We start from the raw sequence: 22996 nt of genomic DNA, 5'->3' as shown, positions 1-22996 counted from the left end.
ATCAGCCGCCCGCGGCCAAACGCTCGTCCCGGCGTCTGCGTACCTCGCGGCGTTTGGTGACCAGCGCGGCGGCGATGACGCCCACGGCAACGACCGCGACGAGGAGCGTGCTGACGGCGTTGATTTTCGGCGTGACGCCGAGACGGACCTGGCTGTAGATCTTCATCGGCAGGGTCGTGGCGCCGGGTCCCGAGGTGAAGCTGGCAATGACCAGATCGTCCAGCGACAGCGTGAAGGCGAGCATCCAGCCGGCGGCGACGGCCGGCCAGATCACCGGCAGGGTGATCAGGAAGAACGCCTTCCAGGGCGGGCAGCCGAGATCCTGCGCCGCTTCCTCAAGGCTGCGGTCGAAGGTCACCAGCCGCGACTGGACGACCACGGCGACGAAGCACATGGAAAAGGTGACATGGGCGATCGTCACGGTCCAAAAGCCCCGGTCGAAATCGAGCGCCACGAACAACAGTAGTAGCGAAAGTCCGGTGATCACCTCCGGCATCACCAGCGGCGCATAGACCATGCCGGTGAACAGCAGCCGGCCGCGAAAATCGAAGAACCGCACCAGCGCCGTCGCCGCGAGGGTGCCGAGGATCGTCGCCAGGCTCGCCGACAGCAACGCCACCCGGATGGTGACCCAGGCGGCGTCGAGGAGCGCCTGATCGTTCCACAATTCCCGGTACCAGACGGTCGAGAAGCCTGCCCAGACCGTGACCAGCCGCGAGGCGTTGAAGGAGTAGATGATCAAGAGGACGATCGGCAGATAGAGGAACGCGAAGCCGAGCACCACCGAGACGATATTGAACGGGCTCCAGCTCTTCGACATCAGGCGTTCCCGGTGGCTTTTGCCTGCGCCCGCTGAAACCAGACGATCGGCAGCACCAGGGCGAGCAAGAGAAGGATCGCCACCGCCGAGGACACCGGCCAGTCGCGGTTGGAGAAGAACTCGTTCCACAAGGTCTTGCCGATCATCAGCGTGCGCGAGCCGCCGAGAAGGTCCGGGATGACGAACTCGCCGACGGCCGGAATGAACACCAGCATGATGCCGGCGATGACGCCCGGTCGCGACAGTGGAAAGGTGATCGCCCAGAACGCCTTGACCGGCGGACAGCCGAGATCGTTGGCCGCCTCGACCAGGCGATGATCCATACGCTCCAGCGAGGCATAGATCGGCAGCACCATGAACGGCAGGTAGGAATAGACGATGCCGATATAGACGGCGAGGTTGGTGTTCATGATCACCAGCGGCGAGGAGATCAGGCCGAGCCACATCAGGAACTGGTTGAGCAGCCCGTCGGTCTTCAGGATGCCGATCCAGGCGTAGACCCGGATCAGGAAGCTCGTCCAGAACGGCAGGATCGTCAACAGCACCAGGATTGGCCGCAGGCCGCGTGGCGCCTTCGCCATGCCGTAAGCGAGCGGATAACCGACCAGCAACGTGACGGCGGTCGCGATGGCGGCGATCCTCAGGCTGGACAGATAGGAATTGATGTAGAGCGGATCGCCGGCCAGCCACCGGTAATTGTCCAGCGAGAACTGTCTTAGATTGCTCCAGAATTCGGGCAAGCTTTCCAGTGGAAAGGCCGGCAGATAGGGCGGCTGCGCCAGCGCGATCTGCGACAGCGAAATCTTGAAGACGATGAAGAACGGCGCCAGGAAGAAGACCAGCAGCCAGAGAAACGGGAGGCCGATGACCAGCTTGCGGTAGAGCCGGCCGGTCTTCTTCGGAAACGGCTTCGTCGCGGGTGCTGCCTCGGCCGCCATCGCTCTAATTGCCCAGCACGATGCCGGCGTCGGCCGGAAAGGTGAGCCACACCTCCTCGTCATAGCCGATCGGCTCGTCCGAGCCGCGCGCCGCGTTGAGCGTCGCGGTGCGGACGATGTCGCCGCTTGCCAGCTTGACGTTGAACAGGGTCATGTCGCCGAGATAAGCGATGTCCCAGACCTCGCCGCGAAGGGCATTGAGGCTCCGGTCGGCCGGCGCATGACGGGACAGGCGAAGCTTTTCCGGCCGGATCGCGAAATAGACCATCTCGCCGGGTGTCACGTCGAGGCTGCTTTCGGCTTCGATCGTCGCACCGGTCTTCGCTGCGATGCGGGTCAACCCGTTGCGGCTATGCTCGACCTCGCCTTCCATGATGTTCACGCTGCCAATGAAATCGGCGACGTAGCGTGTCGCCGGCGCCTCGTAGATGATCTCGGGCGTTGCGACCTGCACGATCTTGCCGTCGCGCATCACGGAAATGCGGTCGGCCATGGTCATCGCCTCCTCCTGATCGTGAGTAACGATCAGGAAGGTCAGATGCATCTCCTGCTGAAGGTCCATCAGCTCGAACTGGGTCTCCTCGCGCAGCTTCTTGTCGAGCGCGCCGAGCGGCTCGTCGAGCAGGAGCACCTTCGGCCGCTTGGCCAGCGAGCGGGCCAGCGCCACCCGCTGCTGCTGGCCACCCGAAAGCTGCTGCGGCTTGCGGCCGGCAAAGCCGTCGAGCTTGACCAGCTTCAGCATCTCGGCGACGCGGTCGTCCCGCTCCGACTTCGCCATGCCGTCCTGTTTCAGGCCAAAGGCGATGTTGGCGGCGACGTCCATATGCGGAAACAGCGCATAGCTCTGGAACATCATGTTCACCGGCCGGCGGTGCGGCGGCATGCCGATGAGGCTCTGGCCGTCGAGGCGGACATCGCCCTGGCTCGGTTCCTCGAAGCCCGCCATGATCCGCAGGAGCGTCGACTTGCCGCAGCCGGATGGCCCGAGCAGCGCGTGGAATTCGCGCCGGTAGATCGTCAGCGAGAGATCGTCGACCGCCTTGAATTCGCCGAACCGCTTGGTGACGCCGTCGAACTCGATCAGCGGCGTTGCGGACGGCTCGTTCCAGGGCTCGAAGCTGCGGCGAATATTGCCAAGGGATTTTTGCGCGCTCGCCATCACCGTCCGAACCAAAGCCTCATGTGCCCCCGGCGGCGAGCGCCGGGAGCGGCCATTATCACTGACCGGTGGTGACCGTCGTGAACGCGCGATTGACCAGACGCTGGGTCCCCGCGTCGTAGGCCTCCTTTGTATAGAGCTTGGCCAGGGTGTCGTCGTCGGGATAGACGGCCTTGTCGTTCAGAATGGCCGGATCGACGAACTCCTGACTAGCCTTGTTGCCATTGGCGTAGACGACGTAATTCGTCGCCTTGGCGATCACTTCGGGCCGCATCAGATAGTTGATGAAGATGTGGGCGTTGACGGGATGCGGCGCGTCGGCCGGAATCGCCAGCTGGTCGAACCACATGCGGGCGCCCTCCTTCGGGATCGAATACTTGATCTCGACCCCCTGCCCGGCTTCCGCCGCCCGGTCCCGCGCCTGGAAGATGTCGCCGGAATAGCCGTAGGCCACGCAAATATCGCCGTTAGCCAAGGCGTTGATATATTCCGAGGAATGGAATTTGCGCACATAAGGACGGACCTTGAGCAGTGCGTCTTCGGCAGCCTGAATATCCTCGGGCTTGGTCGAATCCGGATCGAGGCCGAGATAGTTCAGGGCGGCCGGGATCACTTCGGTCGCCCCGTCCAGCATCATGATGCCGCAATCGGCAAGCTTCGCGGCATATTGCGGGTCGAAGATCAGGCCCCAAGAGTCGGTCGGCGCGTTCGGAAGGCGTTCATCAACCATTTTTTGGTTATACCCGATTCCCGTAGTCCCCCACATGTAATTAACTGAATAATCGTTTACCTTGTCATACTCGGCAACGCGTTCGGAAATGACATCCCACATATTGCCGAGATTGTTCAGCTTCGACTTGTCGAGCGGCTGCATCAACCCGGCCTCGATCTGGCGCACCAGAAACTCGGTCGATGGCACCACGACGTCATAGCCGCTGCCGCCGGCGAACAGTTTGGTGTCGAGAATGTCGTTGGAATCATAGACGTCGTAGACGACCTTGATCCCGGTCTCCTTGGTGAACTCTTCGAGAATCGAATCGTCGATATAGTCCGACCAATTGTAGACGTTGACGACCTTTTCCTCCTGTGCGGAGGCCGCGCCGATTCCGGCGGCGCCCATGGCAAGCACGGTCGCTCCGATCACTGCGATGGTTCGTCTCATCTGGTCCGACTCCCTATCCGAATTGAAAGACCGGTCATGCCGTCGGCAGGACCCGGTTCGCATCCTGATCGAGAGTTAAGAACATCGGCGAGCCGATTCCTAGAGGCTTGCATCGGGAGCAGCGGAAGAATTGCGGGGCAGCTATTATCGCCTCGCTCGCATCATGAACCGCGCATCCGCCCCATAGGCGCCGAGGGCGCCGGGTGGCAGCGTCTCGCTGGCATCACGAAAGCCGAAACGCGACCAGAACGGCACGGTGCCATAGACGGACACCAAGGTCGCGCAGCGATAGGAGGCGGCAAGTTCGAGAAGCTGTTCCACGACAACGCGCGAATGGCCGGTTTTGCGGGCTTCCGGCGCGACGACGACATCATGGATATAGAAGCAGGCGCCCGGCTCGGGCAAGACGCCGAGAACGCTGTCGAGCTTCGGCGGCGGACCGTCCAGCCAGGGATGACCGACGGCATAACCGGCAATCGGACCCTGCGCCCCGTCGGCGAGAACCAGGCATCCACGCGGGAAAAGCCGCAGGCGGTCATGGAATACGGCCGCGTCCTCAGGCAGATCGGGGTGGACGCGCTCGGCCAGCGCGACGACATTGGCCAGATCGTTCGCGCTCATGGGCCGCCAGGCAGGACTCATATGCTCATGACAATCACGCCGCGCTCCTTCGCATGGGGGAAATCGCGCCGAACGGTTCGAACCAGCGACAACCCGCAGCTCAAGCGTGATGCTTAGCGTACCAGGCGAGCACGAGAGCGGTGCCCAGCATGAGGGCCGGCGCGCCGAAATAAGCGAACAGCTCGAAATTCGTCATCGATCGAGCCTCCTCAAGAGTGATCGTCCCGCCGAATGTAGGAGGTAACCGATGACCAAGCAAATGAGCGAGGCGAAGAAAGCCTCGGACAAGCCGACCGCCGCCGTTTGAAAGATCGCCGCGATGAGCGGCGCAACGCCGCCCGTGATGACGGTGCCTGCAGCCAGTATGTTCAGAAAGTTGGCCGTGAGTTTCAGCCGCTCCCTGTCGCCTTCCGTCATTCGATCCGGAGCCCTTCGAAATCTCCTCTACACGTCGACGCCGACTGGAGACCACCTGAAGTTTGCGGATGGTTCATTATCGGTGTTTCTGACCCTCGCCGTAGAACAGCTTTTCCCAGGCCTTGTGTGCCTTGTAGCCCTCGCGGATGAACGGTGTGAACACCGCCATGTTCAAAACCGCCTTGTTAGTCAGATTGGCCGGAAAGCGCGTCGGTTTCTCGAAATCGACGAACAGCACCACCCGCACCTGATCGGAATGGTTCCAGGCCTCGTGCTCATAGGCGTCGTCAAAGATCAGCGCCTCGCCCTCGCGCCAGTGGCGTGTCTGATCGTCGATACGGATACCGACCTTGTCGGGCGCGTCCGGCACGATCAATCCCAGATGGAAGCGCAGCACACCGTTGTAGGGTCCACGATGCGGCGGCAAATGCTTGCCGGGCTCGAAGATCGAGAACATCGCCGATTTGAGCCCCGGGATATTTTGAAGGATGCGCCAAGTCTCCGGACATTGCCGGATCGCCTCCTGCGACTTGATGCCGTACCCGCACAGGAAGAACGTCTTCCAGTTCTGGTCCGACGAGATCGAACGCACCTCGGACGAGATTTCGTGGAAGGCGGGAAGCTCGCCCTTGCGCACCAGGATCTTGTCGAGTTCGGCGCGGATCAGCCGCCACTCCGCCTCGACCTCCCTGGCCCAGGGAAAATCGTCGGTGGGAAACACCGGCGGGTTGCCGACCGCCGAATGCTTGAGGTTGAGCTTTTCCGCGCCGTCGACGAGGCGCTGGACCGATCGGGCGACGAACCCGTCCCCTCCCATCGTGTCCTCGAGCCCTTCGGTCTTCTGTTGCTGCTGGCTGACGCTCTTGTCCATCGGTTCCTGCTTTGCATTCATCGGCCAGGGCCGCGTTTCTGGTTCCGGCGGCCGACTTCGACAAGCCATGTGACGATCGTGTGACCGCCCGACGTGGCTCGCAAGAATTTGGGCAGTTGCTACTGAAAATCAAACGCGCTGAGCCCGGTGACCATCTCGTCGAGACCGAGCGGCCGGGTCAGCGGCGGCTCGGCGCGGGCAAGACAACCTTGCCGCTCGCACAGGCGGCACGCCGGCCCGATCTTGGTTGCCACCGATTTCGAGCCGAGATGGCGGCCATAGACCGTCTCGTCCTTGAAGCCGATGTCGCAGCCGATCAGGATCGCGGTCCGCCGGGGGCGTTCCTCGAAACCCGCCTGCAGACCTTCCAGGGTCCGCGCGAACAGCAAGAACTCGGCCCCGTCCGGCATCTCGGCGGTCTCGACCAGGATTTGCCCCGGCTGGGCGAAAGCGGCATGGATCGGTAGCTTGGGACAGCCGCCGCCGAAACGCTGGACCGGAAAGCCGCGCGCGCCGGCGCGGCGGAAGCGATTGCCGGCATTGTCGACCTCCAGCATGAAGAAGGGCACCCCCGGCGCCCCCTGCCGCTGCAACATGGTCAGCCGGTTCGCCGCCTGCTCGAACGAGACCTGGAAGCGCCCGCGCAGGACGTCGATGTCGTAGGCCGCGCGCTCGGCCGCGGACTGAAAGGCGCCATAGGGCATCATCAACGCGTGCGCGGCATAGCGCAAAAGCTCGAAACGGCCGAGCCGCCGGGCCTCGTCGCTGGAAAAGCCGAAGGTCTCGGTCTCGGGGGCGATGACGTCGCCAAACGCGAGCTGACAGGCCTCCAGGGCGGTCTCGCGAATGCGGTCGGCCGGCGCCAGCCGCTCGGAGAGGAACAGCCGACGAGAATGGCGATCGAAGCGGCGGCGCCAGTTCGGCATGGTCTGCACCGGCAGGACGCGCACGGCGACGTCGTGCTCCTTGCGCATCCACGCTTTCAACGCGGCCATCAGATCGTCACCGGGGGCGAGAGCCTGATGAAAGCCTTCCGCCGCGGTCTCGATCGCCGCCAAATAGTTCGGCCGGGTTTCGAAGACCTCGCGCACCTCGTCGATCGGCAGCCGCGTGCCGGAAAGCCGCGTCTCGCGGCCCTCGCGCGCCAAAAGCTCGGACAGATCGGTGAGGCGTCCCTGCTGCTCGCGGTAGGCCCGATGCAGCTTGACGATGCCGGCGGCGGCGTTCGGAGCCGCGTCGGCGATCTCCAGAAGCTCCTGTTCGCCGGGCAATTCCCCCGCCAGCAGCGGATCGGAGAAGACCGCCTTCAATTCGTTGACCGAACCCCGCGATTCACCGCTCTGCAGATCGCTCAGGTCGATGTCGTAGGATCCCGACAGGCGCAGGATGAGCTGCACCGTCAGCGGCCGCTGGTTGCGTTCGATGAGGTTGAGATAGGACGGCGAAATGCCGAGCCCTTCAGCCATCGCCGTCTGGGTCAGGCCGAGCCCGTTGCGAATGCGCCGGATGCGTGGCCCGGCGAAAATCTTGTTCTCCGCCATCAGCGGCGGCCGTCGACAGCCGGCGCGGCACGCGCGCCGGCGATCCTATGGTATCCGCCTTGCGGGGATCGCCAACGCCGCGCGCGGCTCAGCCGCCGGTCCGCAGGCCTCCGCCGCCCATACGCTTGACGCAGGCTGGGCCGGGACCGCGCATGTAATAGCGCTCGGGATGATAGGTCGGCCGCAGCAAGCCGCGAACCACCTCGACGTAACGCACCAACACCGAAACCGTATTCATTTTCCGCTCCATCGGTCGATCGACCGTGTCTCGTGACAGAGTTGGAGGATCGCAGGAAAAGATTGAGATTCATGGAATCCGTGGCGAATTTGTGTGGCGGTCGAGGACCTTAGGTGCAGAAGAGGCGCAATTCCGAGGCCCCGTTGCGCGGCGGACACAGAAATCCGGGCCGCACTGGAGGCACCGAGCTCACCCTTAAAACAGTATTACACGATTTACATATTTACAAATGCATATTGTGAAAGCTGCGACAAGACGACCCGAATTGCGTTCACCCCGTTGAGATGCTTGTAGACAAGGCTTTGGTGCGGTGCGATCTCACTCGTCAGATGCTGTCAAGATCATGTAAAATATCTCTACCAGCAGCGATCGAGCAAAGAGGACACTCGCAATGACTGATTTTTACAATCTCGTTCCGTCCGCGCCGGAAGGCCGCTTCGACAACATCACGCGGGATTACTCGGTCGAGGACGTGCAGCGCCTGCGCGGGTCGGTGCAGATCAAGTATACGCTCGCCGAGAATGGCGCCAACCGGCTCTGGCAGCTGATCCATTCGGATGACTTCGTCAATTCGCTCGGCGCCATGACCGGCAACCAGGCAATGCAGCAGGTGCGCGCCGGTCTCAAGGCGATCTATCTCTCGGGCTGGCAGGTCGCAGCCGATTCCAACACCGCCTCCTCCATGTATCCCGATCAGTCGCTCTATCCAGCCAACGCCGCGCCGGAACTTTGCCGACGCATCAACCGCACCCTGCAACGCGCCGACCAGATCGAGCACGCCGAAGGCGAGATGTCGGTCGACACCTGGTTCGCGCCGATCGTCGCCGACGCGGAAGCTGGCTTCGGCGGCCCGCTCAACGCCTTCGAGATCATGAAGGCCTTCATCGAGGCGGGTGCCGCCGGCGTCCACTACGAGGACCAACTCGCCTCGGAAAAGAAGTGCGGCCATCTCGGCGGCAAGGTGCTGATCCCGACCAAGGCGCATATTCGTAACCTCTCCGCCGCGCGCCTTGCCGCCGACGTCATGGGCGTGCCCTCGCTGGTCATCGCCCGCACCGACGCCGAGGCCGCCAAGCTTCTCACCTCCGACATCGATGAGCGCGACCGGATGTTCGTCGATTACGACGCCGGCCGCACGGCTGAGGGCTTTTATCGGGTGAAGAATGGGCTCGAGCCCTGCATCGCCCGCGCCATCGCCTATGCGGACTATTCCGACCTGATCTGGTGCGAGACGTCCAAGCCCGATCTCGATCAGGCCCGGCGCTTCGCCGAAGCGGTGAAGAAAGAGCATCCGAACCAGATGCTGGCCTATAATTGCTCGCCCTCCTTCAACTGGAAGAAGCACCTCGACGACGCCACGATCGCCAAGTTCCAGCGCGAACTCGGGGCGATGGGCTACAAGTTCCAGTTCATCACGCTGGCCGGCTTCCATCAGCTGAACCACGGCATGTTCGAACTCGCCCGCGGCTACAAGGATCGGCAGATGGCGGCCTATTCGGAGCTGCAGGAGGCCGAATTCGCATCGGAGGCCGACGGCTATACCGCCACCAAACACCAGCGCGAGGTCGGCACCGGCTATTTCGACGCCGTGTCGATGGCGATCAGCGGCGGACTGTCCTCGACGACCGCAATGGGCGAGTCGACCGAGAGCGACCAGTTCAAGCCGCAGACGCCGGTCCGCGAAGCCGCGGAATAAACGCCAGACGGGCCGGATCGCCGTCGCCGGCATCCGGCCCCCTCCACCCAGAAGCTTGGATCATCGAAGGCTGGCCCGCCTGACCGGCAACCCGCCGAACCTTGGAGAAGAACGATGAGCGCAGTTGCAAACGACCAGGAACGCCCGCGGACCCGCGTCAAGGAGCGCGCCGAGGAGCAGTCGTCGGCCATGGACGACGCCCAGCAGACGGCGATCCGGATGCTGGCCAACGATCTGCACCGGCTGAATCAGTCGGTGATGAAGGCGGTCGAATCCGGCGTGTCGGTCGAGTTGGTCCGCTCCGCCCGCCACCACTCCGGCAACGGCAATTGGGGCGATCTCCTGATCCCGGTGGTGGTCAAGACCGAAGGTTGAGGTCAGACGGTTCCTCCGTCATGAGTGAGACCGGGCCGCGGCGCGATCGCGGCCCGGAATCGCCTGCCTGACCCCATCTCCTTTTCTCTCCTCGACCGGCCGGCTATGCTTCGTGGCCCACAAACCGTGGCGGAGGACCGGATGCCCGACACGATACGGACGCGCCTGTTTGCTCAGCCGCGCCGGATGGCTGAATCCCAGGGCCAGCGGCTGGCGTGCCACGCTCCGGTGTCATGACCGGACCGATCGCCGAATTCATGGCGCTGATGGCCCGCTGCGAGCGCATGGCGCCCAGCCAATTGCGCCAGCATCAGCAATCGCTTCTCGCCGCGATGCTGGCCCAGGCACGCCGCGACGTTCCCGGTTATGCCACCCGCCTCGATCGCGTCTTTGCCGGGGACAGCGTCCGCTTCGAGCGCTGGTCGGAGCTTCCCGTCCTCACCCGTGACGAACTCCTCGGCAACGACAAGGAGCATTTCATGTCGCAGCGGGTGCCCGAGCACCTGAAGCCGCTGTCTTGGAGCACCACCTCCGGCACCAGCGGCCAGCCGCTGCTGGTCGCCAAGACCCGGCTGGCCCAACTCGTCTCCGCCTGCCTGAACGAACGCATGCTGCGCTGGCACAACCTCGATCCGCGCAAGCCCCTCGCGCTGATCTGCCATACGACGGACAAGGCCGCAGCCTATCCTGACGGTCGGCTGACCCATGGATGGGCGCTTTCCGCCCCCAAGGGGCCGCAGCACATCCTGGCGGTCGCCACGCCGATCTCCGAACAGATCGACTGGCTCCGCCGCCGCCGCCCCGCCTATCTCTCGGCCTATCCGAGCATCGCGGCCGAAATCGCGGCGACGCTCGGCGACGCCGGCCCGTCGCTCGGCATCGAAACGGTCCTGACCTATGGCGAGGCGCTGTCGCGCGATCAGCGCGCGACGATCGAGGCCGGCTTCGCGGCCAAGGTCGTCGATGCCTATTCAGCGCAGGAGATCGGTTTCATCGCGATCGAATGCCCCGCTTCGGGCGACTACCATATCCCGTCGGAAACCCTACTCGTCGAGATCGTCGACGATCGCGGCCGTCCTCTGCCGGCTGGCGAGATGGGCGACGTGCTGGTGACGCCGATCTACAACACGGTGATGCCGCTGATCCGCTATCGGATCGGCGATCACGGGAGGATGGCGAAGGGGCGCTGTGCGTGCGGGCGCACCCTGCCTCGGCTGAGCGCCATCGGCGGCCGCTCGCGCGATCTGTTCCGTTTCAGCGATGGCAGCACGCGTTTCGCCAATCTCCATACCGGCACATTGCGCGCCTGCGTGCCCTATCGGCAATTCCAACTCGTCCAGCATTCTCCCACTCGCGTCGAGCTGATCTTCATTCCCGCCGACGCTGGCGCCGAAGTCGACACGGCAGGGCTACAGGAGTTGGCGCGTCGCGACCTGTTTCCCGACGTGACCATTTTCGCCACACCCGTCGCCGACATTCCACGCACTGCGGGCCACAAATTCCAGCGTACCGTTTCCCTCTCAACGTCAACGGCTGGGAACGAAAAACAACCGTGACGCATCCACGCATTTATAAAACAATCTTATAATAATAGCCGCACAGTAATCCTGTTGCATAGGAGCAACTGCAATGGAAAGGCGGCCGTCTGGACGGATAATTCTGTTGCTTGGCTCGCTATACGCCGACAACCTGCAATTCATGCCGCAGGGGAATCCGATGAGGAAGCGGCGAGTGAGGGGCACGAAGATTATGGCAAAAAACCCAACCTACGCATTGGCGGCAACGACGGTGTTGGCAGGAATTCTGGCAGCTGAGCCGGCCTTCGCCCATCATTTCAGCGGCTTCGATGCGGACACCAACGAGATCTTCACATATTTCGACATCGGCTATGTCGAGGGGCCAAGCATCACCGTGAATGGATTTGCCTTCGAGTTTCCGACGGGAACGCTGCGAAACCCGCTCGAATCCTTTGAGGTCGACACGAATGGCATGCGCGCGGCCGCGGGGATCGACCTCGGTCCCTTATTCGGCGATGCCTTCGGTGGATTGGGTCGCTCCGTCCTACACAGCTTGGTTCTCGAAGCCGAAATCATCGACGTCGAAGGGCGCGCCTCGTTTACCGGAAACGAGCGGGTCCGGCTTGCCAATTTCGGCGTGCCTGGGGTGGGTGAAAATCCCGGCTTCTTCGTCGGCTGGCCGACGGACTACAAGTCCCGCGCCGAGATCGGGGTCACCCAGTGGGGAACGAAGCTGGAAGCCGTCTTCAATCCCTTCGCGACCTTCGGCAAGGGGCTGCCCGGCGACCCGGACGCGCTGGCCTTCAGTTTCGTCGCCGGACTCCACTACAGCTATACGGATACCGAGATCGGCCATTCGGCGAAATTCAGGACGCCGATCTTTCCCAATCCCCGGACGATGGTCCAATACTACAGTACGATCGAGGAGCATGCCTTTACCCCCTACGCGGGAATCGTGGTCAACGGCGCGGTGAATCTCGATCCGATTCGGGTGACCTACGACTTCGGCGGACGCATCGGCCCCTCTTTCGTGAACGCGGATCTGCGCGACAGTCTTTTCGCCACCGGACTGGCCAACGTGAAACAGCACATCGCGGTCGAGACCGACGAAACGCTGACTTATGGTTCGCTGTCGGGCAGTATCGGCGTCGAAAACGGTCCGGTTCGGCTGGCGCTGACGGGCAATGCCGATTACGGAAAATTCCGCGATACGGAACTGTTCCGCCGCGACACGGTCCAGGTCTCTCCCGGCAATTTCCAGGCTGTGCCGACCGAGATCAGGCTGCAGGAGGAGTGGACCTACGGATTCGGCGTGAAGATTTCCACGCGGTTCTAGATGCGGTCGATGGGCACGGACTGACAAGGCGACCGCCGCGGGCCTTGCCGCCCGCGATGGTCGGTCCGTCGCGCACCTTCCCACGTCTGCGCCGCAAGGTTATGCTGAACGCCCCAGCCGCATGGCGCCGAAGGACTGCATGGCCGATACCTCCAGCACAAAACCACCGCGTAGCGGCGTTCCCGCGCGCATCGATCGCCACAAGACGAAAGCCAAATCGGGCGGCAACGAGGCCAGTCCGATTCGCGGCCCGAAGATGCCGGTCAAGCGCGACCTCGGTCCGCTGCATTTGGCGCCCGACGAGCACCCCGCCTTTCTGCAAAGCAAGCGTGGGGTTGCGTCGATGTCCGAGGCCGGCGACTGGCTCCGCGCCCGCGGCATCGACGATCTGGAATGCATCACGCCCGACCTCGCCGGGGTTGCCCGCGGCAAGATGATGCCGGCGAAGAAATTCGTCGCCAACACCTCGCTCGCCCTGCCCTCGGCCCTGTTCATGCACACCATCTCCGGCGAATATCCGGAAGAGAGTGGCGAGTTTCGCTATTCGCCCAATGACGGCGACCTGAAGCTGGTCCCGGATCTGTCGACGCTGTCGCTGGTTCCCTGGGAGAGCGACCCGACCGCGCAGGTGATCTGCGATCTCGTCGACCAGAGCGGCGCGGCCGTCGCCTATACGCCGCGCAACGTGCTGAAACGGGTCATGGCGCTCTACGAGGCGCGCGGCTGGAAGCCGGTGGTAGCACCCGAAATCGAGTTCTACCTGGTTTCCAAGAATGTCGACCCCGACTATCCGCTGGTGCCGCCGATCGGCCGCTCCGGCCGCCAGATCCAGAGCGGGCAGTCCTACTCCATCGCCGGCGTCAACGAATTCGACGAGCTCATCGACGACATCTACGACTTCTCCGACGCGCAGGGGTTGGAGATCGACACGCTGATCCACGAGGAGGGCGCCGCCCAGCTCGAGATCAATCTGCGCCATGGCGATCCGCTCGAGCTCGCCGATCAGGTGTTCATGTTCAAGCGCACCATCCGCGAGGCGGCGCTCGGCCAGGACATCTACGCCACCTTCATGGCCAAGCCGATCCAGGGTCAGCCGGGCTCCGCTATGCACATCCACCAGTCGGTGATCGACCGCGCGACCGGCCGCAACGTGTTTTCGAACGCGGACGGCTCGGCATCGGAGCTGTTCTTTTCCTTCATCGGCGGGATGCAGCAATACGTCCCCTGCGCGCTGATCATGATGGCGCCCTACGTCAATTCCTACCGCCGCCTGACCTACGGCATGAGCGCGCCGACCAACAATGCCTGGGGCTACGACAACCGCACGACGGCGTTTCGAGTCCCGACCTCGGACCCGGCCGGGCGGCGGGTGGAAAACCGGCTGCCCTCCTCCGACGCCAATCCCTATCTCGCCCTCGCGGCCTCGCTCGCCTGCGGCTATCTCGGCATGGTCAAGGGACTTCGGCCCGACGAGCCGACGGACCGCACGGTGAACGAGGGCGGCGGCATCTCACTGCCGCGCGGCCTTCTCGAAGCCGTCGCCGCCTTCGAGGCGGAGGAGGCTTTCCACGAGGTGTTCAGCCGCGAATTCGTCGGCACCTATGCCGGCATCAAGCGCGGCGAGCACGAGACGTTCATGCAGGTGATCAGCCCTTGGGAACGCGAGTTCCTGCTGCTTCAGGTCTGACCGTGAACGCCTATCAGTCTCCGATTGCGCCGGGTCGCTCATGGTACGAGGACAGCGTCGAACGGCCGAGCTATCCGGCGCTGTCGGAAAGCCTCGCCGTCGACGTCGTTGTGGTCGGCGGCGGCTTCACCGGGTTGTCGGCAGCCGTTCATCTGGCGCAGAGCGGCGTGCGCGTCGCCGTTCTCGAGGCGCATCGCTTCGGCGGCGGAGCCTCCGGCCGCAATGGCGGCCAGATGGGCACCGGCCAGCGGCTGGCGCCGTCGGAGATCGAGGCGACCTACGGTTTCGAACGGTCAAAGGCCCTGTTCGACCTGGCCGAAGCGGCAAAGGCGCATCTCGTCAACTTCGTCGCGGACAACGGCATCGACGTCGACTATCGCCCCGGCCAGTTGTCTGTCGTCCACAAGCGCCGCTATCTCGACGATTATCGCGCCGAGGTCGACGATCTGGCGACCCGCTACGACTACCCGCATATGCGCTATATGGACGCCGATGAGACCGCCGAACGGCTGGGCTCGCGCCGCTATTTCGGCGGCATACGCGACACCGGCACCGGCCACATCAACCCGATGAAGCTGGTCGTCGGCAGCGCCCGCGTCGCCGCCGATGCCGGAGCACTGCTGTTCGAGGGCACCAAGGTCGAGCGACTGGAACGCCGCGGCCGCAAGGTCGTGGCAACGACGGCCGCCGGCACGGTGACCGCCGAGCGGGCGCTGATCGCGACCAACGCCTACGGCACGGGGCTGCATCGCGCGATCGACGCCCATGTGATGCCGATCGGCTCGTTTATCGGGGCCACCGAACCGCTCGCCGCCCCCGACGCCATTTTGCCGGGCGGCGAGGCCTGCAACGATTCACGCTTCGTCGTGCGCTATTTCCGCAAGAGCCGCGACGGCCGGCTGCTGTTCGGGGGCCGCGAAGCCTATACGTCGGCGACCGGCGATATCGCGCGGCACATCGTCAAGCAGATCGCCGAAGTCTATCCGCAGATGGCCGATGTCCGCCTCACCCATGCCTGGGGTGGCACCGTCGGCATTACGATGCAACGGCTGCCCTATGTCCGGACCCTGGAGCCGGGCATCACCACCATCGGCGGCTTTTCCGGCCATGGCGTGATGCTGGCGAATTTCGCCGGCCGGCTCTATGCCGAGCGGGTGACGGGCAAGCAGGACCGGCTCGCCGAATTCGAAGCGCTACGGATTCCGGCGTTTCCGGGCGGCCGGCATGTCCGCGCGCCGCTGCTGTTCCTGGCGATGACCTGGTTTTCGCTGCGCGACCGGATCTGACGCCCCGGGCAGCTTGAAAAGCCGTTCCACGGCGGCAGGTTCGTTGCCCGATCCGGGACCGGATCGTCTCCGCTGATTGGGCATGTCCTTCATGGACAAATGACCGCGTGGCGGAAGTCTGTTTCTGCTACACTGCGGAGGCAGCCGAGCCGATGAGGGCTCGCTTCTCAATCAGCGGGGAAAAGGTCGATGAAGGAAAGCAAGGGAAAGTCGAAGAAGGAGCAGGCGCCGAAGCCGAACGCCTCCCAGCCCAGTCAGAAGGGAAATATCGCAACGCCGCCCAAACCGAAGAAGTAGTCAGCTTCCACGCGTCTACCGAATAGTCCCATGGACACCCTCGCGGGCAATCCACGCGCAGCCGTCGATCCTCGGCTGCGCATGGATCGCAGCGACACGGAAATCACAGTCGCGCACCGCGCATCATCCTGATCGGCGCCTGCGCCGACGTGTCGGCAGCGCGCGGCGAGGCCGTATTCGTTCAGAATACCGGCTTGATCATTGGCTGAAGTGGGAAATGGTGCGCCCGAAAGGATTCGAACCTCTGACCCCCAGATTCGTAGCTTCAATTCTGACCTTTCATGGACCCTCACCCTCTTGCATGATCTGGTATTAACTATCTGATTTGTTTTTCATATTTCCATCTTGGATTTGACGGCGTATCTTCCCATTTGAATGCACGGTGGCGACTCGGTGGTGACTCGAAGCGCCGAAGACCTTGGGGAGAGAACAAATGCCGACCATAAAATTGGGGCGCCGCGCCGTCGCAGCCATCACTCCCGACTCGAAGACGGTGACCTATTGGGATAGCGAGTTGGCCGGCTTTGGCTTGCGGGTGTTCCCGTCTGGCAAAGCCTCATGGATCTGCGAATATCGCGCCGGCGCGGGCGGACGTGGAGCAGCGAAACGCCGTCTCACCCTCGGCTCAGCCGATGACACGATGACGCCGGAAGCGGCACGCTCAGCAGCCAGGGATGTGCTTGCACGTGTTCGCCTGGGCGCCGACCCTGCTGCAGAGCGCGCTGAGGAACGCGCCGGCGAAACTGTGAAAGATGTTGCGGAGGCTTGGTTCAAACGACACATCCTGGCCAAACGTAAAGCCAGCACAGCGGCACACTATCGCCAGGTACTCGAGACACACATTTATCCACGCATTGGATCGAAGCGTGCCGTTGCCATCACGCGCCAGGATGTCGCGCGATTGCACAGCGACATCGCTGAGAAAGGCGCGCAAACCAGGAAGCCCACCGCCAAAAAGCGCGCGTCTCAAACCACGACCCGAGGGGGAAAGTACGTCGCCAATCAGGCGGTAAGGATCCTGTCGTCCATCTATAACTGGGCGGTCGACACGGGTTTTGTGCCTGAGGACCACCGCAATCCAGTCATGCGTATTGAGAAGTTCGAGGAAGTCGGCCGCGAGCGCTTTCTGTCGCGTGAGGAGTTAGCGCGGCTGGGGGCAGCAATAACAGAGGCTGAGACCGTTGGCATCGAATGGGCCGTAGACGAGACCAAGCCGAATGCGAAACATATTCCGAAGCAGCGCCGCACCGTCATCACGCCGCATGTGGCAGCCGCTCTCCGATTACTGATTTTTACAGGGATGCGGCTGCGCGAGGTCCTCAATCTCGAATGGGCGCATTTCGACCGCGAGCGCCGCATCCTTCTGCTTCCCGATTCCAAGACGGGCAAGAAGACCGTTGTGCTGGCCGACCCAGCAGTTGACATCCTCGTCAGCCTTCCCCGGATTGGTCGATACGTGATTGCTTCGGAAAGTGCAGGGCTGCCCGAAGAGAAGCCGCGAGCGGACCTAAAGAAGCCGTGGCGGCTCGTTACCCAGAAGGCCAATCTGTCCGGGCTGCGCCTCCACGATTTGCGTCACTCGTTTGCCTCATTCGGCGCTGCCGGCGGACTGGGCTTGCCGTTGATCGGCGGCCTGCTGGGCCACGCGGATCCAAAAACGACGGCGCGATATGCGCATCTGGCGACAGACCCGCTTCGCCAGGCTGCGAATGCGATCGCTGGTTCCATTACCGTGTCGCTCAACGGTGGCGCTGACGTCGTTCCGTTTAGAACAGGGACGTGAGTTGCGGTACTTCATTATTTTGCAAGTAGAACCACATAAATGACGAACCTCATCGTGATGCACAGCAAAAACGACCCAGTCCGACGCCGTCACACTTTCAAACTTGCTGTGCTACGACATTGGCTGCAACAGCCGATTTGGACGAGCAGCGAAGCTGCTCACATTTTGGCTGGTGTCGATCCAGAGACGCCCATTCACTCTGCCGTCTCGGCGTCGCGTGAAGTTCAACTCAGACTCTTGCCAGGATCACCAAAGCCGCGCGATCCTTGGGAATGGCTTGATTTGGCATCGACTCTTGAAGAACGTATACATCGTCTAGACCAATACGTGTCACAAATGAAAGGTCTTGCTACACTCAAGCCAAAGCTGCTGATCGAAAGGGCCTCTAGGAGAGGCGTCCAACCACCCTGGATTGAGGCGGCGACAAGAGACGCTGTATGCAAGTCACTTTTGCCACTGACGCTTCCAAATAATCGGCAGAATTTCTTTGATTCACAGCGAAGCAAAGCTCTCAAAAAGAATGCCGACGAGCACGGTCCACTGCGCGCGGCCATTTACGCCAAATTGGAAGCCTCGGCAGGGAATTTTCCCAAAGAGTGCTTTACCAAGGGTGATCTAACTCGAAACCGTCCACGGCGACTTCGCGCCGCCAAGATCGTACGCTGGCTTGCTGATCAGATCGACACGCGGAAACGGCCTGGCCACCAAGAATACGATGATACAACTGTACAAAGACACGTCCGGCACTGGTTGGCCTCCCATCCTTTGGTCGAAAGTTAGCAGCGCCCGTTCGAAAATAAGCGCTCCTGGGCGCTGATCTGGCTTGGAATGCTCATCTGTGGGACTCTGCTTCTATCAAACGATGGAGGCTTATATGAACCTTGATCCCATGCAGCCCCTGCTGATCAGCACTTCTGAAGCGGCGCGTCTTCTTGGCTTAAGCGCATCAACTTTGGAAAAGTGGCGTTTCTATCGCGTCCCTAATACACCGCCCGTTGTGCGCATCGGCAGAGCTTGTCGTTACCGTGTAACCGATCTCGCAGAATGGATCGAACAACATCGGTTCAATGTCGATGACGCTTAAGTCCAATGACAAATTCATCATCCACTACTCTGAGGGCCGGGGTCGAAATCTAGGCAAGGCCAAGAACAAGACGCTATCGTGGGCACGATTCCGCAAGCTGTTCGAAAATCCGACCAAGACCAAGGAATTTTTCAAAACCTACCTGAAGATGAGCCACGAAGAGCAGGTCCGGCTCAAGTCCGTCGATGGCTGGCTTTTCCGCACGCAGGTCGAAGCTGGAAAGCGCAACGCCCACTCCGGCAAACCGTCCGATCTATGGTCGCTCGATTTCGACTATGCCACTCCCGATCTGCTCGACCGACTCGAAATGGGTTTGGTGGCGCACAGCTATGAATATCTGGTCCACAGTTCCCGCCGCCACACCGACGAGAAGCCGCGCATCCGCTTTTGGGGCCTCTTCTCCCGGCCGGTGACGAACGACGAATACGGCGCGATCTGTCGCATCATCGCGCAAAAAATCGACCCCGAAATGCGCCTGGTGGACAAGGTGTCCTTCCGTCCGGCGCAGATGATGTTCAAGCCGACAATCTCCGCCGACGGCGATTGGTTCTTCTGCCACAACGGGGGTAAGCCCGTCGATCCTGACGAGATTTTCGAAGAGTTCAACGAGACCGTCGGCGACTGGAAAAACATCGACAACCTGCCGCGCTGCGAAGGCGAGGAAGTCCGCGAGCGCGCGGAGAAGGCCGAGGACCCGACGACGAAGACAGGGCCGGTCGGCGACTTCTGCCGCGCCTACGACGTGATCGAGGCTATCGACCGCTTCGAATTGCCATATGAGTCGTCGGACGACCACTCGGCCAAGCCCCGCTACACCTTCACAGGCGGCACCACGTCCAACGGCGCGGTCGTCGAGGACAACGGTCTGTTCCTCTATTCACACCACGGCACCGACCCCTGCGCCGACATGCTGGTCAACTCCTTCGATCTCGTCCGTATCCACAAATTCGGCGATCTCGACGAGAAGGCCGACCGCGACACGAAAATGGCCGACCTTCCATCATGGAAAGCCATGCTCGACTTCGTGCAGGACGACCCCGGCTACAAGCGCCAGCAAGCGCAGTCGAAGTACGACCAGACCGCCATGTTCGACGACGTGATGGACGACTACTTCGACGAGCCCGAGGAAGACCTCGTAGGCGATCCGGGGCAAGATGACGACGACTGGCAGGCCGACATCGACGATCTGGTGGGTGATCCAAAGGCGAAGCCCGACTCGGGGGCGGCTTCAGCCGCAGATCGTCCGAAAGACTTTGGCCGAAGAAAACAGCCGCCCGAGGACTGGTTCCCCGATGCGCTGGAACTCGATAAAGCGGGCAACATCGTCCAGAACCTACCGAACGCGCAGGAGATCATTCACAACGACCCGCGCCTCTACGGGGCCATCGCTTACGACGACTTCATGAAGCGGATCGTGCTGCGCCGGGACATCCTGTCTCGCATGAAATCTACCCCGGCCTGCTACTGCCGCAACAAGGTCAGGGGCGACATCTGGCAGGATGTCAACGATATGACCGTCCGGTCGATCCTCGCCGCTCCCAACGGGCCGGGGAAGAAAGGCTACGGCCTCGCCAAGCTGACCGAACGCGATCTGGCCGGGGCCGTCCTGTCCGTCGCCCTGCGCAACCGCTTCCATCCGGTCAAGGACTACCTTTGGCGCTGCGAATTGAAGCGGTGGGATGGCGTGAAGCGCGTCGAGCGTCTGTTCATCGACTATCTCGGCTGCCCGGACACACCCTACTACCGCCAGACCGCTCTCATGGTCATGGTCGCGGCCGTTGCCCGCATCTTCGAGCCTGGACACAAGTTCGACTTCTCGCCGGTCCTGGAAGGCGAAGGCGGCATCCGAAAATCGACCTTCATCGAATACCTCTACGGACCCGAGACCTTCGGCGAGCTGACCTGCGACCTGAAGGACACGCAGCGGATCGCCGAGACGATCGGCGGCCTGTGGGCTCTCGAATTTCCCGAGATGACCTCGTTCCACAAGTCCGACTACAACGACGCCAAGCAGTTTCTCTCGGCCAAGCAGGACCAAGTTCGCATGGCCTACGACCGCCGGCCGAGCGTGTTCCCCCGGCAGGCGACGTTCTGGGGCACGACCAACAATACGAAGTATCTGAAAGACCCGACCGGCAACCGCCGCTGGTGGCCGATCCACGCCAAGGTGAGCCTGATCGACACCGACCGGCTGTTGGAGGAGCGTGACCAGATATGGGCCGAGGCCTTGATGATCTACAAAGCCATGCGCCGCGACCAGCCCCATGGCGACCTGCCGCTCTACCTATCCGATCCGACGGCCAAGGCCGAGGCCGAGCTGCTGCAAACCGGCGCGCGCCAGCGCCAGATGTATGAGCAGTGGGTGGAAGAAATCCGCGATTGGCTCGACGACCCGCTCCCCCTCCAGCAGCTATGGAACGAGTACGGCCACGAGCTGTTCGCCGACGTGCGCGAACTCGGGTTCGACCCGGAGCGGGTGACCGTCCAACGCATCGTCACGCGCGACAGCGACATCGCCAAGCACGTCCTCCGGGAAGAGGGCGTGATCAAGAACCAGCAGACCATCCAGAACTTCGACGCGGCGATGGGAATGATCCCCGAGTGGGTTCCCATCAAGACGCTCACGGGCAAAGACCGCCCCTACTACTTCGGCGTCCAGGCGCGGTGGAAAGTCCGCGACGACGCGACGGCGGCCGAGATCGAGACCGGCTACCGCGTCATCGACGATCTGGTTTAGACCAGCCCACCCGTCTCCTCGAACTCTTCGCGCTCTATGGCTCCCGGATAGGTCTCGAATCCGCGCCGCAGCCAATACCGACCCTGCACCCCGTAAATCCGCATCACATGCGTCTCGTCCGACCAGTCGGGGAGGTCGCGAAGAGCGAGGGCGAGCTTGTTCGGGTCGATCTTCATCCCGGACGCGCGAATGAAGTCGATGGACCGAAAAGCGGTTCGATAGACCCTCTCGTTGAGGTCTTCATACCGACCGAGATTGCCCGGTGTTCCGAGGTCAACAAGTAGGGACGCCAGTGTAACAGGCGTATCGACCCAAGCTTGGACCTCCTGAAGCAGATTTTTGCTTCCCGGACCGGAGACCTCGCCGGGGGGCTGTCTTACGGCTTTCAAAACCAAAAAACCGTTGCAGTGTGGGCACTTAAGCATGGGTTGTCCTCCAAACCGGGCATCTACAAGACATGGTCCCCCTATAGAGCAAACGAAACGCCATTTCCCCTATACACACCTCGTTAAACCCCAATAGCACGGTGGAGCACTCAACTCAACCAACAACGAGTCTGAGATTCACCCTTTTTGGTGTCTTACTGTCTTATGAGAGCTAATAATCGTTAATAATCAAGGACTTAGTTGTAAGACAGGGTAGCAAGACAAGGGGGAAGACAGGGGGGTCTGGTTTCTGCCCTGTCTTGTGACCGTAGTTGCTAACGGAGAACAGGCGTCAGGTTGCTAACTGAGGTGCCGTATATACGCTTAAATGTAATGTTATAACGTCACGTTTTCCAAAATCTGTCGAGAACCGGGCTCAGCGCCACCCCCGGTAGGCCACCCCCGCCCCCCAAGGACCCAAGCGCCGTCACCGTCATGTCAGTTGGCTACCGCGCACCCACAACGGCGCCCCGGCGACGCCATCGCTCACCGCAGTCGGGGCAACCGCTGTTCATCGTTCACGGTGGTATCCAATGCCAGCACCTTCGACAGCCGCAGCATCTTCGTCCCTGACCATGTCGGGGGCAGCAACTGGCGCATCGGAGCTTCGGGACCATTGTAGAGCACGGCCGCCGTCCCGGCGCCGAAATCGATCCGAACGAATATCAGGTGATCGGCGAGACCTTCGCCGGGCGTGAACGCCGGACCGGCTTTCGCGAGACCTGTTGCCTTGATCTGCACTGACCGTCCGTCCGTCGCGTGCCCGTCAACGCCGGGCGTCCGCTGCCGACACAACGTGATCCCGTAGGCCTCCGCGACGACGGCCTCGCCTATGTCACCCACCAGCTTACCGTCAAGGGTGAAGGTGAGCCCGGTATGGGCGAAGTGCTGGCACATCTGAGAGCGGCGGTGCAAAATTAGTCCACGGTAGCGGCGGGATAGTCCCGCTTCGGGCGGCGTAAAAGTCGGCCACCTATTTTTCTTCTGCGACGATTGCAGGAGGGTT

The 22996-nt window shown here is 62.2% G+C and carries 21 protein-coding genes; 10 read left to right on the top strand and 11 right to left on the bottom strand.

The genetic code is table 11. The annotated features are described in order from the left end of the window. Position 1: 1 nt before the first annotated feature. The 9 genes from VSX60_RS19000 to VSX60_RS18960 all read right to left on the bottom strand — a co-directional run bounded on the left by VSX60_RS19000 (position 2) and on the right by VSX60_RS18960 (position 7767). The gene (locus VSX60_RS19000; RefSeq protein ID WP_327625834.1) at positions 2-820 is read right to left on the bottom strand and encodes an ABC transporter permease; all 819 of its coding nucleotides are present in this window, start codon (positions 818-820) and stop codon (positions 2-4) included. Then, positions 820-1758: an ABC transporter permease subunit gene (locus VSX60_RS18995; protein WP_327625833.1), complete on the bottom strand. Its 939-nt coding sequence runs from the start codon at positions 1756-1758 to the stop codon at positions 820-822. Before VSX60_RS18995 ends, VSX60_RS19000 begins: the two co-directional genes overlap by 1 nt. Before the next feature lie 4 nt (positions 1759-1762). After that, positions 1763-2917, bottom strand: coding sequence for an ABC transporter ATP-binding protein (locus VSX60_RS18990; protein WP_327625832.1), 1155 nt, complete (start codon positions 2915-2917; stop codon positions 1763-1765). Positions 2918-2975: 58 nt separating this feature from the next. Then, positions 2976-4079: a polyamine ABC transporter substrate-binding protein gene (locus VSX60_RS18985; RefSeq protein WP_327625831.1), complete on the bottom strand. Its 1104-nt coding sequence runs from the start codon at positions 4077-4079 to the stop codon at positions 2976-2978. A gap of 144 nt (positions 4080-4223) precedes the next feature. Next, entirely contained in the window at positions 4224-4700 is a 477-nt protein-coding gene (locus VSX60_RS18980; RefSeq protein WP_327625830.1) for a GNAT family N-acetyltransferase, read from the bottom strand. 192 nt (positions 4701-4892) lie between these two features. Next, positions 4893-5117: a hypothetical protein gene (locus VSX60_RS18975; RefSeq protein WP_327625829.1), complete on the bottom strand. Its 225-nt coding sequence runs from the start codon at positions 5115-5117 to the stop codon at positions 4893-4895. A gap of 76 nt (positions 5118-5193) precedes the next feature. Next, on the bottom strand, positions 5194-5988 hold the full coding sequence (locus tag VSX60_RS18970; protein ID WP_327625828.1) for an aspartyl/asparaginyl beta-hydroxylase domain-containing protein: 795 nt from the start codon (positions 5986-5988) through the stop codon (positions 5194-5196). A gap of 119 nt (positions 5989-6107) precedes the next feature. After that, positions 6108-7529, bottom strand: coding sequence for a helix-turn-helix domain-containing protein (locus tag VSX60_RS18965; protein WP_327625827.1), 1422 nt, complete (start codon positions 7527-7529; stop codon positions 6108-6110). An 88-nt stretch (positions 7530-7617) separates the two neighbouring features. Next, positions 7618-7767, bottom strand: a complete 150-nt coding sequence (locus tag VSX60_RS18960; protein ID WP_327625826.1) for a hypothetical protein — start codon at positions 7765-7767, stop codon at positions 7618-7620. Between the two features lie 391 nt (positions 7768-8158). Here VSX60_RS18960 and aceA point away from each other — a divergent pair, with 391 nt between their 5' ends. From aceA to VSX60_RS18910, 10 genes are all read left to right on the top strand, one after another. After that, positions 8159-9463, top strand: coding sequence for an isocitrate lyase (gene aceA, locus VSX60_RS18955; protein WP_327625825.1), 1305 nt, complete (start codon positions 8159-8161; stop codon positions 9461-9463). 114 nt (positions 9464-9577) lie between these two features. Beyond that, positions 9578-9838, top strand: a complete 261-nt coding sequence (locus tag VSX60_RS18950; RefSeq protein ID WP_253962678.1) for an SMc00767 family acetate metabolism repressor — start codon at positions 9578-9580, stop codon at positions 9836-9838. A 233-nt stretch (positions 9839-10071) separates the two neighbouring features. After that, positions 10072-11394 (top strand): phenylacetate--CoA ligase family protein, encoded by a 1323-nt coding sequence (locus VSX60_RS18945; protein ID WP_327625824.1) that lies wholly within the window; start codon positions 10072-10074, stop codon positions 11392-11394. Positions 11395-11587: 193 nt separating this feature from the next. After that, entirely contained in the window at positions 11588-12691 is a 1104-nt protein-coding gene (locus VSX60_RS18940; protein ID WP_327625823.1) for a hypothetical protein, read from the top strand. A 256-nt stretch (positions 12692-12947) separates the two neighbouring features. Next, positions 12948-14378, top strand: coding sequence for a glutamine synthetase family protein (locus VSX60_RS18935; protein ID WP_327625839.1), 1431 nt, complete (start codon positions 12948-12950; stop codon positions 14376-14378). Positions 14379-14380: 2 nt separating this feature from the next. After that, positions 14381-15664: an NAD(P)/FAD-dependent oxidoreductase gene (locus tag VSX60_RS18930; RefSeq protein ID WP_327625822.1), complete on the top strand. Its 1284-nt coding sequence runs from the start codon at positions 14381-14383 to the stop codon at positions 15662-15664. Positions 15665-16394: 730 nt separating this feature from the next. After that, the gene (locus tag VSX60_RS18925) at positions 16395-17744 is read left to right on the top strand and encodes a tyrosine-type recombinase/integrase (RefSeq protein WP_327625821.1); all 1350 of its coding nucleotides are present in this window, start codon (positions 16395-16397) and stop codon (positions 17742-17744) included. A 39-nt stretch (positions 17745-17783) separates the two neighbouring features. Then, on the top strand, positions 17784-18524 hold the full coding sequence (locus tag VSX60_RS18920; protein ID WP_327625820.1) for a hypothetical protein: 741 nt from the start codon (positions 17784-17786) through the stop codon (positions 18522-18524). A gap of 94 nt (positions 18525-18618) precedes the next feature. Next, positions 18619-18828: a helix-turn-helix transcriptional regulator gene (locus tag VSX60_RS18915; protein ID WP_327625819.1), complete on the top strand. Its 210-nt coding sequence runs from the start codon at positions 18619-18621 to the stop codon at positions 18826-18828. Next, on the top strand, positions 18818-21565 hold the full coding sequence (locus VSX60_RS18910; protein WP_327625818.1) for a virulence-associated E family protein: 2748 nt from the start codon (positions 18818-18820) through the stop codon (positions 21563-21565). The genes VSX60_RS18915 and VSX60_RS18910 overlap by 11 nt, the downstream gene beginning before the upstream one ends. Here VSX60_RS18910 and VSX60_RS18905 read toward each other — a convergent pair. Further along, the gene (locus VSX60_RS18905) at positions 21562-21741 is read right to left on the bottom strand and encodes a hypothetical protein (RefSeq protein WP_327625817.1); all 180 of its coding nucleotides are present in this window, start codon (positions 21739-21741) and stop codon (positions 21562-21564) included. The two genes, VSX60_RS18910 and VSX60_RS18905, sit on opposite strands and share 4 nt — an antisense overlap. Positions 21742-22476: 735 nt before the next feature. Further along, positions 22477-22996: DUF6998 domain-containing protein (locus VSX60_RS18900; RefSeq protein ID WP_327625816.1), on the bottom strand; the 520-nt coding region annotated here is incomplete at its 5' end.

Origin of the sequence: Aurantimonas sp. A3-2-R12 (assembly GCF_036016755.1) — a bacterium.
GTDB classification, from domain to species: Bacteria; Pseudomonadota; Alphaproteobacteria; order Rhizobiales; family Rhizobiaceae; genus Aurantimonas; species Aurantimonas coralicida_A.
Note: the sequence above shows the minus strand (reverse complement) of the source record. Positions and strands in the feature narration are given on the sequence as shown.